The following is a 15,721-nucleotide window of genomic DNA, read 5'->3' on the forward strand; positions in this document are numbered from 1 at the left end:
AGAAAGCATCGATTCTAGATCATATTCTCTTTTTCTACCAAAATATTTGTAGTAAGCAGTGTAGAAACTGAATGGAATAAATTCAGATAAATCAAGATATTGATCGAGCATTTCAAGGAATTGAGGTTTATCATTTTGAGCCCAATCTTTGGCCTGTTCATAAAGATCACCGAAAGACAATTGCTTTTTAGAATTAAAAGACATTATGATTTCCTCCTTTTGGCTTTGTGGTATTTTTAGTATCTCTAACTATATTATACCATATCTTAAGGAGGAAATCACCAAAAATTTATGTCATGAGCCCTGTCATTTAGGGCCTTAGACATTATACAAACGACTAAAATTAAAATATAATTAGGAGGATAACAATGGGACAAAATACTGTTTTTGCTGACGACATTAAAGAGGTAATTATTGATGAGGAAGAATTAAAGCAGAGGATTTCAGAATTGGGAGAGGAAATCACAGCTGGTTATGAAGAAGATGATGATATTGTAATGCTCTGTATTTTGCGAGGGGCAGTTCTTTTTATGGCTGATCTAGCAAGAGAAATAGATTTGCCGGTGGTTTTTGATTTTATGGATGTTTCAAGTTATGGAGCATCTACAGAGTCATCAGGTGTTGTAAGAATAATTAAAGATATGGAAGAAAATATTGAAGGTAGACATCTTTTAATTGTAGAAGATATCATTGATACTGGTCGTACCCTTAAACATGTTGTTGATATGTTAGAAACTCGTGATCCAAAAAGTATTAAAGTAGTGACTCTTTTAGATAAACCAGATAGAAGGGTTCAAAAAGAAATTGATGCTGATTTTAATGGTTTTGAGATTCCGGATAAGTTTGTTGTTGGTTATGGTCTTGATTTTGCAGAAAAATATCGAAATTTATCATTTATAGGTGTTTTAAAGGAAAAATTATATATATAATACTCAGCGGCTTAAAGAATAATATTTATATTCTAATGGAAATTTAATATTAATGGTTTATAATATAGTTTAGCTGAGGTAATAATTTAAGTATATATAATAAAAAAATTAGCTCAGATTGAAGGCCATTTCGTTTACAAAATATAAATATTATGTTATAATATTTTACTGTATATGATTTAAGTCGTAGGGGAGGTAAATAAATTTGAATAAGTTTGTTAAAAATATAGGATTTTATTTAATTCTGATTGCTATATCAATTTTAGTTGCTCAATTTTTTATGCAGCAGGGACCGTCTACTATGGAAGATTTTACTTACACAAATCTTTTGCAGGAGGTAGAGGCCGATAATATTAATCAGGTAACAATTATTGGTAATCAGGAAGTGACAGGTACAATTAATAATAAGAATTTTAGAGTTCCCGTTCCACCCGAGGCAATTCCATCTTTAATGCAGGAATTGCGAGCTGGTGATGTTAATATAAAAACTGAACCCCAGCCAACAACACCCTGGTGGATCAATATTTTAAGTTATATTTTACCTGTTGTAATTTTAATTGTCGCCTGGGTTTTTATTATGCAGAAAATGCAGGGTGGCGGCAGCAAGATGATGTCATTTGGTAAAAGTAAGGCTAAATTGAATGAAAGTGATGTTAAGGTAACCTTTGATGATGTTGCTAATTATGATGAGGTTAAAGAGGAATTACAGGAAGTAATTCAATTTTTAAAGAAGCCTGATAAGTTTACAGAACTGGGTGCCGAGGTTCCAAAAGGAGTTTTAATGGTTGGTCCTCCAGGAACCGGTAAGACATTAATGGCAAAGGCAGTAGCTGGAGAAGCAGGTGTACCATTCTTCTTTATCAGTGGTTCTGATTTTGTTGAAATGTTTGTTGGTGTAGGTGCATCCAGAGTCAGAGATTTATTTGAAAAAGGTAAAAAGAATTCCCCCTGTATTATCTTTATAGATGAACTTGATGCAGTGGGACGTCAACGTGGAGCCGGTCTTGGTGGTGGGCATGATGAACGTGAACAAACATTGAACCAGCTTCTGGTTGAAATGGATGGATTTGAGCCAAATGAAGGAATTATTTTAATGGCTGCAACTAACCGACCTGATGTTCTGGACCCCGCTTTATTAAGACCTGGTCGTTTTGATCGTCAGGTAATGGTAGATAAACCTGATAGACTGGGAAGACAAAAAATACTGGAGATTCACGTAAAGGATAAACCTTTGGGTGATGATATTGATTTAGAGGTTCTTGCTAAAAGAACACCTGGTTTTACGGGAGCAGATATGGAAAATCTGGCCAATGAGGCTGCTATTTTAGCTGCCCGTAGATCAAAACAGATTATCGCAATGAAAGAATTTGATGATGCTATTGATAGAGTAATTGCTGGACCTGCAAGAACCAGTAAGGTAGTTTCTGAAGAAGAGAAAAATCTTGTTTCCTATCATGAAACGGGACATGCTCTTCTGGGTGAACTTCTGGAGCACGCTGATCGCACCCATAAGGTTACAATTATTCCGCGAGGTAGAGCAGGTGGATTTACTGTACCCTTACCATCGGATGATCAGAACTTTATGACCAAAGGGCAGCTTTTAGATAAAGTAACCAGCCTAATGGGAGGACGAGCTGCAGAGGCTATTTTCCTGGATGATATTAGTACAGGAGCTCAAAATGATATTGAGCGAGCAACCCAGATTATTAGAGCCATGGTAACCGAATATGGAATGAGTGAAAACTTAGGCCCATTAACTCTTGGTCAGAAGCATGATCAGCAGGTATTTCTGGGTAGAGATATTTCACGACAGAGAAATTACAGTGAAGAAGTTGCTGCTCGCATTGATAAAGAGATTAGTAAAATGGTTGAGGAGTGCTACAGTAAAGCAGAAAGACTGCTTAGAGAAAATTCTGATACAGTAGAAAAAATTGTTTCTGCCCTAAAGGAATATGAAACCTTACATGCAGATCAGATTAAACGTCTGATGAGAGGTGAAGAAATTACTGGAGATCCAGACAAAGATAGAATTGAAGAAGATGATTCTGATGGAGATCAAGAAAAACAAGAGAGTATAATCACTACTTTTGAACCTGAACCTCAGAATGGGTAAAGACAATCTAGAAATATATTATTTTAGACGACCAGCTGTTTACAGCTGGTCGTTTTTTGCATTGTTATTCTTTTACTTTTAATTTTATTATCGAACTGCTATAATGAAATTCAATAACGAAATTCGATAATGAGGTGTTATTATGGAAAATAAAATTCTAAGAAAACTTTTTCTGGCTTTTATGAGAATCCATATTCTTTATCATGCCAAAAAAGAGCCATTTTTTGGTCTCTGGATGATTAAAGAGTTAAAAAGTCATGGTTATAATATAAGTTCTGGTACTCTTTATCCCATCCTACACTCCATGGAAGCTGATGGAATCTTGAGCAGTGAAGAAAAAACTATTGAGGGAAAGGTCAGAAAATATTACAGCCTTACAGAAAAAGGAGAAGAAGTTTTAATAGAAGTTAAGGCAAAAACAATTGAATTATCAAATGAAATTGTGGATTAGGGGGGGTTATATATGTTTGAGTTAAAAAATGTTAAATATAAAAATATTTTAGATATCGAAAAAGTTAAGCTTAATAAAAATTTTGTTACAGCAATTTTGGGCAGCAGTGGTGGTGGAAAAACTACTTTTTTAAAACTACTGAATAATATGATATCAGCTGACCAAGGAGAGATATTTTTTAAAAATAAAAATATCGAGAATTATGAGCCTGTTGCTTTAAGAAGAGAGGTTGTAATGCTGCCCCAGGATCCGGCGATATTTAGAGGGAGTATCAGAGATAATTTTCAAATAACTGAAAAAATTGCTGAGAATGGGAGTTCTAAAAATATAAATTATAAGGATCTTTTAAAAAAGGTTTCTTTAAACAAAAACTTAAGTGATAATGCCGATAATTTATCCGGTGGAGAAAAACAGCGTCTTGCTCTGGCTAGAGTCATGCTTCTGGAACCAGAGGTGCTGCTTTTAGATGAGCCTTCGTCTTCTCTTGACAAAAAAACAGAAGAAAAAATTATTCAAATGGTAGTTGATTATGTTCGAGAAAATGATAGGACATTAATTATGGTTACTCACAGTCCGGAGATAGCTGAAAAATATGCTGACAGAATAATTAATATAGAAAAGGGTAGAATTGTAAGCTGGAAAAATTGATTTACTATTGAATTTTTTTGAGGAGGGAAGTTTATGGAGAATGATATTATAAATATTCAATTACTACAGCTGGTATTTGCTTATATTTTTGTTTTAGTTTTGCTTTTTATTGTCAAAGAAAAAAAGATTGGGCATAAAGCAGAAATTTTACTGGCTTCTGTTAGAATGACCATTCAGTTAGTTGCGGTAGGATTTATTTTGGAATATGTTTTTGCAAATCAAAATCCATATTATAGTTTATTAATTCTGCTGATTATGGAAATCTTCGCAATATATAATATCTATGGTAGGGTTAATTCTGAAATCTCTAAAAAGTTGAAGGGCATAATAGCAGGCTCAATGTTTCTAGGTACCTCAATAAGTATTTTTTTCTTTGTTCTGGTAGTAGTTAGACTGGATCCCTGGTTCAGAGCTGATTATTTTATTCCTTTATCTGGAATGTTGATTGGAAATTCAATGACTGGTATTTCTCTGGGGGTTAACCATTTAATAAATGGATTTAAAGATAACAAATCATTGATAGAAAATTATTTAATGCTGGGTGCTGAACCGGAAACAGCTGTTAAAGAGATAAGTAATCGAGCTTTTTATAATGCAGTGCTGCCAACAATTAATTCGATGATGGGAATGGGAATTGTATTTTTACCCGGAATGATGACCGGGCAGATACTTGCTGGTGCCTCTCCGATAATTGCCATTAAATATCAAATTGCAATTATGATGGGTATTCTAGGAAGTGTAACATTAACTGTGTTTTTTATGGTAAACCGAGGAGCGAAAACATTTTTTAATTCAAGAAAGCAGCTGAGATTATAATTTCAAAGAAAATTTAAGTGAAATAAATATCAAAGCAGGAATTATTTAAATTACATTGAAATATTATAATAAGAATTAAGTATAATTTAAATTTTCAAACAAATTATCCGAGGGGGAAATATAGTGAAAAGTGATATTCAAATTGCTCAGGAAGCTAAAATGAAAGAAATTACCGAAATTGCTACCCAGATTGGTTTAGAGGAAGATGATCTGGAATTATACGGCAAGTATAAGGCAAAAGTGAAACTGGATGTACTCAAAAGACTTTCTGATAACTCTGATAGTAAACTGGTTCTTGTGACTGCGATTACACCGACACCGGCTGGAGAAGGAAAAACAACAACTACAGTGGGGTTGGGGCAGGCCCTGAATCGAATTGGTAAAAATGCTGTGATTGCAATCAGAGAACCTTCCTTAGGCCCGACAATGGGAATTAAAGGTGGTGCGGCAGGTGGTGGTTATGCCCAGGTTATACCCATGGAGGATATCAATCTTCATTTCACTGGAGATATCCATGCGATTGGAATAGCGCATAATTTATTGGCTGCAGCTATTGATAATCATATTAAACAGGGTAATGAATTAAATATTGATCCAACTCAAATCACTTTTAAACGTGCGGTGGATATGAACGATCGAGCGCTTAGAAACACAGTAGTCGGACTGGGTGGAACTAAAAATGGTCAGCCACGTGAAGATGGATTTTTAATAACGGTTGCTTCGGAGATTATGGCAATTTTATGTCTGGCCAATGATTTAATGGAATTAAAAGATAAACTCGGTAAGATTGTAATTGGTTATACTTATGATGGGGAAAGTGTAACGGCTCATGATTTAAAAGTAGAGGGAGCAATGACTGCTTTATTAAAAGATGCTATTAAACCTAATTTAGTTCAGACTTTAGAAAACACACCTGCTTTTATTCATGGAGGACCATTTGCAAATATTGCTCATGGATGTAATAGTGTTATGGCCACTAAATTTTCAATGAAACTTGGTGATATAACAGTTACTGAGGCTGGTTTTGGTGCTGATCTAGGTGCCGAGAAATTTTATAATATTAAATCCAGATTTGCTGATTTGAAACCTGATGCTACAGTGTTAGTTGCGACTATCAGAGCTTTAAAAATGCATGGTGGGGTAGAAAAAGATAATCTGAAAGAAGAGAATTTAGATGCTCTGGATAAAGGAATAGAGAATTTGGAAAAACATATAGAAAATGTTAATAAGTTTGGTGTACCCACAGTTGTTGCAATTAACAGATTTCCAGATGATACTGAAGCTGAGTTAGAATTAGTTAGAAAGAAATGTGAAGAGTTGGGAGTTAATGTCGCCTTATCTGAAGTTTGGGCTAAAGGTGGAAAAGGCGGTGAAGAACTAGCCAATGCTGTTGTAGATGTTCTTGAAAATGAAGAAAGTAAGTTTGAATTTCTTTATGATGAAAAGGCTCCAATTAAAGAAAAAATTGAGACCATTGCTACTGAAATTTATGGGGCAGATGGTGTTGATTATAGTGATACAGCACTGTCTCAAATAAAGAAATATGAAAAACAGGGTTATGCAGAAATACCAGTTTGTATGGCAAAAACGCAGAGCTCGATTTCTGATAATCCGAATTTAAAAGGACGTCCCAGTGGTTTTAGAATTAGTGTTAAGGAAATTAATCTTTCGGCTGGTGCAGGCTTTTTAGTTGTGATGACTGGTCCAGTATTAACAATGCCCGGTCTGCCAAAGAGACCTTCAGCTGAAGACATTGATATTGATGCTGACGGAAAAATTTCTGGATTGTTCTAAATAACTTTAAAAAATTATGTGAATGGGTTATAATATAAATAATGAAATATAGTGATAGAGTAGGCAGGAGGCGTAGAGTGTTCAGAGATGGGACGTTGCTCTGAAACGAAAGCTTTTAGCTGCGGTCTCCCTGTCGCGTCCGCTGTCACCAAAGTCTCCTCTTTCTTTGGTGCAGATTAGAAACTATCATCTAACCAGAGAGGGGGGAGGTGTAAAAAATGAAAATAAGCACAAAAAAGATTGCTTATCTATCTTTCTTAACGGCTTTGACAATTATTTTAACCCGAATATTAAGTATCAGGATTCCAATTGCAGGTGTTGAAGGTGTCCGAATTGGTTTTGGAGCTTTGCCTATAATTTTTGCAGGTGTAGCTTTTGGTCCTGTTGCTGGAGGTATTGTGGGTGCACTTGGAGACCTGCTTGGTTATTTTATTAACCCGATGGGAGCTTATATGCCGCACTTTACTTTTACTTCATTTTTAACAGGCTTTATCCCGGGATTTATGGTGTTTTATGTACTCAAGCGCTGTAGAACATTACCGGTTATATTTATTTCAGTAGCTGTTGGACAGTTAATTTCTTCTTTGATTTTGGTACCGTATTTTATTAACACTTTATTTGGAGTTCCCTTTACAGTATTAATGCCTCCAGGACTGATTAGTCAGTTGATTAATATACCGCTTTATGCATATTTTATCAAAGTTCTTTTAAATTATGATGCTGTTAAAGTTCGTGAAATCAAAGCAGGAACGAGCTGCTGACATAAAATTAAATAAGAATCTAAAGGGCCCTTTTTGGGTCCTTTTTCTAGGAGAATTAATAATGGAAAAATATAATAATTTTAATCAAAATAAAATACAGGACAATCTTAAAAATAATATAAGCAGAAAAACTATTCTAAAAATTTATGATAAAGTTGATTCGACTAATAATCAGGCAAAAGACTTAATTGAGAGCTCCATTGCTGAACTAAAATTGTTAAAAAATGATAAATTATTTGTATTTGCAGCGGACTCTCAACTTGCGGGTCGAGGGAGAAGAGGTCATAGCTGGCTTTCCTCGGATCCTGCCAGTATGGCAGTTTCTTTTCTCTTTAAACCGAATTCTAATACTGATAAAATCCCACAAATTACGGCAGCAGCAGCACTTGCCGTTCAGGATACTTTTAACTTTTTTGATTTAAAAACTGTTATAAAGTGGCCCAATGATATTTTGGTTGATCATAAAAAAATTTGCGGCATCTTATCAGAATTAGTATTAAATAGAAAAAACGAAGCTTTTGTAGTAGTTGGCTGTGGGATAAATTTAAATAATGAATTTTTTGCTTCTGAAATTCAAGCAATAGCAACTTCTTATTATTTGGAAAAAAACAAAAAAATAAATAAGAATATATTTCTAGCCAGATTAATAGAAAAAATAGAAACTCATATTACTAATTATTTCTCTGGTAGCAGAGAAAATATTATTAATAAATGGAAAAAAAGATTAAATCTAACTGGTAAAAAAATTGATTTTATTCATAATGGAGAAAAACAGACTGGGTTTATTAAAGAAGTACTTGATAGTGGTAATTTATTAGTTGTTTTAGCAGATGGTAGAGAGAAAGAATTACAATCTGCTACTACATCTTTAGATTATCAGAGTCTGAGTAAATATAATGATTGATTCTGGAAAGGAGAGAAAATGAACTTTAAATTATTAGTAGTTTTATTAGTTTTTTTCTTATTCATTTCTTTTTCTGTATCAGCTCAATATCTGGAAGTGGCTCTGGTTAGTGATGTTGGTGGTTTTGGTGATAAAAGTTATAATGATCAATTAAGAAAATCTTTGATTAAGGTTAGTGAAAATTCAAATTTAAAACTTGAATTTAGAGAATCAAATTTAATGACCGAGTATCAAAGTAATATTAATTATTTTGCAGAAAATGATTTTGATTTAATCTGGGGAGTTGGTTTTACAATGGAGCAGGCGATTAAGGAAGCCGCTCAGATGTATCCAGAGACTAATTTTGTATTATTTGATGGGGTAGTGGAAGAGAAAAATGTTATGTCGATGATTTTTAATAAAGAGGAAGAAGCTTTTCTGGCCGGGATTGTCGCTGCTCTGACAAGTAATAGTTCAAAGGTTGCATTTGTTGGAGGTCAGGATACCCGAACAATGAGACTCTATCAGTTGGGTTTTAAAGCTGGAGCTGATACTGTTAATTCCGGGGTGGAAGTAATTAGCCGTTATGTTGGGAGTTTTAATGATTTTTCTGCAGCCAAAGAGATAAGTTCTGAATTAATAAATGAGAATGTTGACCTGATTTTTTACGCCGCAGGTGCTGCTTCCCGCGGGATAATAGATACAGCTATCGAAGAAGATATTAAATTGATTACCCTAGATTCTGCTGATATAAGCCTTGCTCCAAATAATATAATAACTGCAGTTTTGAAAAATACTGATTATTTGGTTAAACAGCTTATAGAAAATTTTGGTAATGATAATTATAACAGTGAAATCAGAGAATATGGTCTGGATGATAATGCTTTTATTCTGGAACAGAATCAGCTATCTGATATGCTGGATGAAGAAAAAATCAAAAGAATAGAAGAATATAAACAGCAGTTTCTTGCTGGGGAAATTGAATTACCTTCAGTTCCTTAGTTTAAGAATCTAGACTAAGTTTTGACTAATAGTCAAAAAACCATTTAAATCCTATTGATTCTGTGATAAGATAAAATAGAATAAAGTTTAAAATATTTTTAGGAGTGATAAATTGAGATTACCTGAATTAAAGATTGCTGATTTAAGAGCTAAACTTCCTATTATTCAGGGAGGCATGGCAATTAGAGTTTCGATGGCGGAACTGGCTGCAGCTGTTGCCAATGAAGGTGGTATTGGAGTAATTGGTGCTTCAGTTATGACACCTCAAGAATTGAAATCGGAAATCAAAAAAGCGCGAAAATTAAGTGATGGTATAATCGGTGTAAATATAATGTTTGCTGCTAAGGGTTTTGGTGAACTATTAAAAGCCTCAGTTGAAGCAGGTATAGATTGTATTATTTCGGGAGCTGGTTTTTCTCGGGATATGTTTGGTGTTGGGAAAGAATATGATACTCCGGTGATTCCTATTGTTTCTTCTCTCAAGCTGGCAAGGATTTCTCAGAAACTTGGAGCATCTGCTGTAGTGGTTGAAGGAGGAAATGCTGGTGGTCATCTTGGAAGTGATGAGAATAGTTTCGATTTAGTTAAAAAAATTGCTGGTAAAGTTGATATACCTGTAATTGGAGCTGGAGAAGCAGTAACTCCTGCAGATATTGAAGCGATGTTTAAGCTTGGTGTTGATGGAGTTCAGATGGGAACAAGATTTTTGGCAAGTAAGGAGGCTTCGGTTTCGGAAAAATTTAAGAAATTATGTGTTAAAGCCTCTTCTGATGATGTTATGAAGATTATGAGTTCTGTTGGTTATAAGGCCAATGCGATCAAAACTAGATTTTCGGAACTTATTAAGGCTGGAGAAGCTCCTCCACCTGCTAATTGTACAGATTGTTTGAAAAGCTGCACCAAAAAATTCTGTATTAAAGATGCTTTAATTAATGCTAAAAATGGAGATATGGAAAACGGAGTATTTTTCACTGGAGCTGGTATCGGCAGAGTTAAAGAAATTTTGTCTACTAAAGAAATTTTCCAGGAAATAAAAGATTACTTTAATGCTTAGTAGAGATTTGACATCTGGCTGCAGTTTGGTTTAATATAAAGCTGCAGCTTTTAAATATTTAGCTGCTTTTTTAGATAAGCCTGTAAGTATTATGGGGTTGATCAAATACAAATCAATAAGGGGCAGAAAAAATGATTTTAACAATGGATATTGGTAATACTAATACAGTTTTGGGTTTATATCAGGATGAGGATTTAAAAACTCACTGGAGAATTTCTACAGATAGAAATAAAACGCCAGATGAATATGGAATGCTATTTAAAAATTTATTTGAATCAGCAGGTATTAATAATGATGCGGTAAATTCAATTATTATTTCAAGTGTTGTACCACCAATTTTAAGAATTTTAAAGAAAACAGCCTATCGTTATTTTGATGTAAATCCATTAGTCGTTGGGCCTGGGGTTAAAACCGGAATGAATATTAAAACAGATAACCCAAAAGAGGTTGGAGCTGATCGAATAGTTAATGCTGTTGCGGCAGGGCACCTATATGATGGTCCCCTGATAATTGTTGATTTTGGAACCGCTACAACTTTTTGTGCAGTTTCGGCCAGAGGGGAGTATCTTGGAGGATCTATTGCCCCGGGGATTGGAATTTCAGCAGAAGCACTATTTAGTCAATCTGCCAAGTTGCCCAGAATTGAGTTGATTGAGCCAGGGAAAGCCATAGGTAAAAATACAATTGATGGAATGAAATCTGGAATAGTCTATGGTTTTGTTGGCCAGGTTGAATATCTGGTTAAAAAATTCAAACAGGAGCTCTCTGAAGATGCTGTTGTTATAGCTACTGGTGGGCTTGTAAGTTTAATAGCTGCCGAGACTGATTCTATTGATTATGTAGAACCATTCTTGACTTTAAAAGGTTTAAAATATATTGCTGATATAAATGGAATGGGATCTTAAGATGAAGATAAATGATTTAAAAATTGAACCGGCTGTTTTTTTGGCTCCCATGGCTGGAGTAAGTGATTATCCTTATCGGAAATTGATCAGGGAAATGGGAGTTGAACTTCTTTATACAGAGATGGTTAGTGCTAAGGGTTATGAGTATGGAAATAAAAGAACTGCAGAATTAATAGAGTTTGATAAATCGGAAAACGGTAAAATAGCTGTCCAAATTTTTGGTGAAGAACCGGAATTTATGGCCCGGGCTGCTGCAGGCATTGCTGAAGAATATGATGTGGATATCATTGATATTAACATGGGATGTCCTGCCCGGAAAATTGTAAAAAATGGTGCGGGTTCAGCCCTAATGAAAGATTTGGGACTGGCTGCTAAAATTATAAAATCTACTGTTCAGGCCGTAGATATTCCGGTAACTGTTAAGATGCGAAGTGGTTGGGATGCTCATAATCTAAATGCAGTTGAACTGACAAAAATTGCAGAGAAGGCAGGAGCTGCTGCTGTAGCTATTCATGGTAGAACCAGGAATCAATTTTACAAAGGTGAGGCTGACTGGAGTATAATTAAAGATGCAGTTGAGATGGTAGAGATTCCAGTTATTGCTAATGGCGATATTTTTTCTGCCGAAGATGCTAAAATGGTTTTTGAACAGACCAATTGTGAGGGAATAATGATTGGCCGAGCAGCTCAGGGATATCCCTGGATTTTTAAAGAAGTAATTAAATATTTAAAAACTGGAGATTTAATTGAAGCACCTTCTTATTCAGAAAAGATTGAAATGGCTATTAGACATTTAAAACTTGCAGTTGATTATTATGGTGAAAGTCATGGAGTTCCAATTATGCGTAAACATATTTCCTGGTATTTAAAAGGACTGCCAAATGCCAGTGAAATGAAAAATAAAGTTAATCAGATTACTGATTTGAATAACTTAATTGAATTATTAAAAGCTTATCGGAAATCCTTTAGTATGTAGATTAATTGAAGTGATTAGATAATCCTGCTTGACAATAAAAGTAAAGTTATTTATAATAATTAATAATTGTAGACTTATAGTGGTGTCAGGTATAAATACCTGGCACACTTTCGTGTTGGGCTGTATTGCTGGCCCATTCGGCACTTTTATATATATTAGACAATTTCGACAATTCGAAAATTAAAATTCAACGAGAAAGTAGAGGGAGATATTTATGGCAGATCAGGTAATGTTGACTGAAGAAGGTTTTGAAAAATTAGAAAATGAATTAGAATATTTAGAAACAGAAAAGAGACGTGAGGTTGCAAAGCGGATTAAGGTTGCTCGTGAATTTGGAGATATCAGTGAGAATTCCGAATATGATGATGCAAAAAATGAGCAGGCCTTTGTAGAAGGTAGAATTCAGGAAATAAAAAATATGCTTAATAATGCTCATGTAGTTAAAGATGAAGAAGTAACTGATAAAAAAGTTAATCTTGGAACTACAGTTATGCTCCACGACCTTGATAGTGATGAAAAAATCAGCTATACTTTAGTTGGTTCAGCAGAAGCAGATCCTTTAAATTATAAAATTTCCAATGAATCACCTATTGGTAAAGCTATTTTAGGACATGCGATTGGAGATGAGGTAACTGTGGAAACTCCTGCTGGGAAAGTTGATTATGAGATTATTTCAATTAAGAAGGCTAAACATTAATAAAAGTTATTAGATTTATTTATAAAAATTATTAAATTTGCAAGAAATAGAGTTGGTACTCTATTATAATTAAATAAGGAGTTGGATATTTATAATGAGTGAAAATATGCTCGAAGATATGAATGAGTTAATGTTACAGAGGCGGGAAAAGTTATCTCAATTGAGAGAAGAACGCAAAAAGGCTTTTGCCGAAAAATATGAAGTTACTCATCATGCAGCTGAAGTAGAAAATAATTTTGAAGAATTAGAAGAAACAGAAGTTAAATTAGCCGGTCGTCTGATGGCAATTCGTACTCACGGTAAAGCAAGTTTTGCTGATGTAATGGATATGAGTGGGAAAGTTCAATTATATGTTAAACAAAATAATATTGGCGAAGACCGGTACGAGTTTTTTCAGGATTTAGATCTTGGAGACCTGGTTGGTATTACCGGAACTGTTTTCAAAACTAATAGAGGTCAAATTTCAATTAGAGTTTCTTCTTTTAAACTTTTAACCAAATCTTTAAGGCCTTTACCCGAAAAGTTTCACGGTCTAAAGGATAAAGATATACGTTATCGTCAGCGTTATCTTGATTTAATTGTTAATCCTGATGTTAAAGAAACTTTTGTTATTAGAAGTAAAATAATTAAAGAAATGAGAAGATATCTGGAAGAAAAAGGATTTTTAGAAGTTGAAACTCCGATGATGCATCCCATTGCTGGGGGAGCAACTGCTCGACCTTTTGTAACCCATCATAATACTTTAGATATGGATTTATTTTTAAGAATTGCACCAGAACTCTATCTTAAAAAGTTAATTGTTGGTGGCTTTGAGAAGGTATTTGAAATAAATAGAAACTTTCGTAATGAAGGTATGTCCTATAAACATAATCCTGAATTCACTACTATGGAACTTTATCAGGCCCAGGCAGATTATTATGATATGATGGAACTTACTGAAAATCTGATTAACCATTTAGCAGAAGAAGTTCTTGGGGCAGAAAAAGTTGAATACGAAGGAACTGAGCTTGATTTTACTACTCCCTGGACTAGAATTACTATGGTTGAGGCCGTCAAAAAGTATGCAGACGTTGATTTTACTGAATTTGACACAGCAGAAGAAGCCTATAAGGCTGCAGCATCAGTAGGAGTTAAACCTGAGGAAGGACTATCCTACGGTGAAGTTCTTAATGAAGTTTTTGAAGAAAGAGTTGAAGATAAATTAATTCAACCAACTTTTATAATGGATTATCCAATTGAGGTATCACCACTGGCTCAAAAAATAGAGGACGATCCTCGTTTTACCTATCGTTTTGAAGCCTTTGTTTATGGACGGGAAATTGCCAATGCTTTTAGTGAGTTAAATGATCCTGAAGAACAGAAGCGCAGATTTGAAAAACAGGTAGAAATGCGTGAAGCTGGTGATGAAGAAGCTCAGATGATGGATTATGATTTCATAAGAGCACTGGAATATGGTATGCCGCCTACAGGTGGATTGGGGATTGGGATTGACCGCTTGATTATGTTGTTAACAGATTCCAGTTCTATTAGAGATGTTATTTTATTCCCTACTATGAGACCGGAGAGTAATGAGTAATTAAAATTATAAAATAAAACCGGGAATCAGACCCGGTTTTATTTTTCTTACTTATTTAACTAAATATTCAGTTAAATAAGTATTCAATAAATAAGTATTCAATCAAAATATAAGGGGTGTTGCTAATGTTTAAAAAGATTTCAATTAAAACTAATAGCAAAGTAGAATTTATTGATATTACAAAGGATATACAAAAGGCAGTTAAGGAAACTGAGTTTGAGTCTGGTTTGCTTCAAATTCATATACCACACACAACTGCAGCAGTGACTATCAATGAAAATGCTGACCCTGATGTTACAGAAGATATCAAAAAAGAGATAAATAAAATAGTACCCTTTAATGATAATTATGCACATTTAGAAGGTAATTCAGCTGCTCATATTAAGTCAAGCTTATTTGGTGTTGACCAGAGTATTATAGTGAAAAATAAAAAATTATTGCTTGGAACCTGGCAGGGAATTTACTTCTGTGAATTTGATGGTCCTAGAAGCAGAAATATTTACTTAAAAATAATAAAAGATTAATCGTGTTTTTTTGCTTTAAACTCTTGACAAAAAAGAGGATTGATGTTAAGATAATGTATGTCGCTGAAAAGTTGAAACATTAACTTTTCCGGCCGACAAAATTATTTTAAAAAGTTCTTGACAAAGTAAAAAGAGCTTGATAAGATAATAAGCGTCGCACAAATAATCTCAACACTTTTTAAGCTTTTAGGTAAGCTTAAAATAAGAGATTGAAAGAACTTAAATTTAAGGCTTAAATAATTTTTTCTTCTTTAATATATAAGAGAAAAAATAAAGCTTTAAAGCAGAGGAAAATCTTTTTAAAAGTTTTTCTAAAAAGTTCTTGACAAAGTGAGGCGGAGTTGATAAGATATTAAATGTCGCTGAGAAAAAAGGCGGCAGGAAATATAGAAACATTATCTCGAAATGAGAACAAATTAAATAAGGCGCCGCCCTCAATGGGCAAGTGCCAAAATATCAATTTGTTCTATAAAAGAGATTGTGTGCGAAGGGGTCAATCCCCGAGCAAGGCGCTAACCTTTTTGTTTAAAAAAGAAAGCGCGTTGAACCTTGAAAATTAAACAGCAAGCCAACGTTAATATACTTTGAGTGT

At 34.2% G+C, this 15,721-nt stretch carries 15 protein-coding genes, 1 pseudogene and 1 riboswitch; of the genes and pseudogenes, 15 read left to right on the plus strand and 1 reads right to left on the minus strand.

Features of this window, described 5'->3' with window-relative positions; genetic code table 11:
* Positions 1 to 204: pseudogene (locus BW929_RS14470) on the minus strand (ISNCY family transposase); the annotation flags it as partial.
* A 164-nt stretch (positions 205 to 368) separates the two neighbouring features.
* On the opposite strand from BW929_RS14470, the gene hpt reads away from it, so the two are divergent.
* The 15 genes from hpt to BW929_RS14545 all read left to right on the plus strand — a co-directional run bounded on the left by hpt (position 369) and on the right by BW929_RS14545 (position 15,129).
* Entirely contained in the window at positions 369 to 929 is a 561-nt protein-coding gene (hpt, locus tag BW929_RS14475; protein WP_076546183.1) for a hypoxanthine phosphoribosyltransferase, read from the plus strand.
* 205 nt (positions 930 to 1,134) lie between these two features.
* A complete protein-coding gene (gene ftsH / locus BW929_RS14480; RefSeq protein ID WP_076546184.1) occupies positions 1,135 to 3,042 on the plus strand; it encodes an ATP-dependent zinc metalloprotease FtsH in 1,908 nt (635 codons plus the stop codon).
* 142 nt (positions 3,043 to 3,184) lie between these two features.
* On the plus strand, positions 3,185 to 3,493 hold the full coding sequence (locus tag BW929_RS14485; RefSeq protein WP_076546185.1) for a PadR family transcriptional regulator: 309 nt from the start codon (positions 3,185 to 3,187) through the stop codon (positions 3,491 to 3,493).
* Positions 3,494 to 3,505: 12 nt separating this feature from the next.
* The gene (locus tag BW929_RS14490; RefSeq protein WP_076546186.1) at positions 3,506 to 4,141 is read left to right on the plus strand and encodes an ABC transporter ATP-binding protein; all 636 of its coding nucleotides are present in this window, start codon (positions 3,506 to 3,508) and stop codon (positions 4,139 to 4,141) included.
* Positions 4,142 to 4,174: 33 nt separating this feature from the next.
* Positions 4,175 to 4,957 carry an ABC transporter permease gene (locus BW929_RS14495; RefSeq protein ID WP_076546187.1) on the plus strand — a complete coding sequence of 261 codons (783 nt, stop codon included), beginning with the start codon at positions 4,175 to 4,177 and terminating at the stop codon, positions 4,955 to 4,957.
* 123 nt (positions 4,958 to 5,080) lie between these two features.
* Positions 5,081 to 6,751, plus strand: a complete 1,671-nt coding sequence (locus BW929_RS14500; protein ID WP_076546188.1) for a formate--tetrahydrofolate ligase — start codon at positions 5,081 to 5,083, stop codon at positions 6,749 to 6,751.
* A gap of 53 nt (positions 6,752 to 6,804) precedes the next feature.
* Positions 6,805 to 6,898, plus strand: a riboswitch (THF riboswitch).
* A 71-nt stretch (positions 6,899 to 6,969) separates the two neighbouring features.
* On the plus strand, positions 6,970 to 7,512 hold the full coding sequence (locus BW929_RS14505; RefSeq protein ID WP_076546189.1) for a folate family ECF transporter S component: 543 nt from the start codon (positions 6,970 to 6,972) through the stop codon (positions 7,510 to 7,512).
* 61 nt (positions 7,513 to 7,573) lie between these two features.
* A complete protein-coding gene (locus BW929_RS14510; protein ID WP_076546190.1) occupies positions 7,574 to 8,416 on the plus strand; it encodes a biotin--[acetyl-CoA-carboxylase] ligase in 843 nt (280 codons plus the stop codon).
* An 18-nt stretch (positions 8,417 to 8,434) separates the two neighbouring features.
* Positions 8,435 to 9,397: a BMP family ABC transporter substrate-binding protein gene (locus tag BW929_RS14515; RefSeq protein ID WP_076546191.1), complete on the plus strand. Its 963-nt coding sequence runs from the start codon at positions 8,435 to 8,437 to the stop codon at positions 9,395 to 9,397.
* A gap of 112 nt (positions 9,398 to 9,509) precedes the next feature.
* A complete protein-coding gene (locus BW929_RS14520; protein WP_076546192.1) occupies positions 9,510 to 10,451 on the plus strand; it encodes an NAD(P)H-dependent flavin oxidoreductase in 942 nt (313 codons plus the stop codon).
* Between the two features lie 131 nt (positions 10,452 to 10,582).
* A complete protein-coding gene (locus BW929_RS14525; protein ID WP_076546193.1) occupies positions 10,583 to 11,356 on the plus strand; it encodes a type III pantothenate kinase in 774 nt (257 codons plus the stop codon).
* A 1-nt stretch (position 11,357) separates the two neighbouring features.
* Positions 11,358 to 12,332, plus strand: coding sequence for a tRNA dihydrouridine synthase DusB (gene dusB / locus BW929_RS14530; RefSeq protein ID WP_076546194.1), 975 nt, complete (start codon positions 11,358 to 11,360; stop codon positions 12,330 to 12,332).
* Between the two features lie 214 nt (positions 12,333 to 12,546).
* On the plus strand, positions 12,547 to 13,029 hold the full coding sequence (greA, locus tag BW929_RS14535) for a transcription elongation factor GreA (RefSeq protein WP_076546195.1): 483 nt from the start codon (positions 12,547 to 12,549) through the stop codon (positions 13,027 to 13,029).
* Positions 13,030 to 13,123: 94 nt separating this feature from the next.
* Positions 13,124 to 14,605 (plus strand): lysine--tRNA ligase, encoded by a 1,482-nt coding sequence (lysS, locus tag BW929_RS14540; RefSeq protein ID WP_076546196.1) that lies wholly within the window; start codon positions 13,124 to 13,126, stop codon positions 14,603 to 14,605.
* A 125-nt stretch (positions 14,606 to 14,730) separates the two neighbouring features.
* Positions 14,731 to 15,129, plus strand: coding sequence for a secondary thiamine-phosphate synthase enzyme YjbQ (locus BW929_RS14545; RefSeq protein ID WP_076546197.1), 399 nt, complete (start codon positions 14,731 to 14,733; stop codon positions 15,127 to 15,129).
* Positions 15,130 to 15,721 lie beyond the last annotated feature (592 nt).

This window comes from Halanaerobium kushneri (genome assembly GCF_900156285.1).
In the GTDB taxonomy this organism is placed as follows: domain Bacteria; phylum Bacillota; class Halanaerobiia; order Halanaerobiales; family Halanaerobiaceae; genus Halanaerobium; species Halanaerobium kushneri.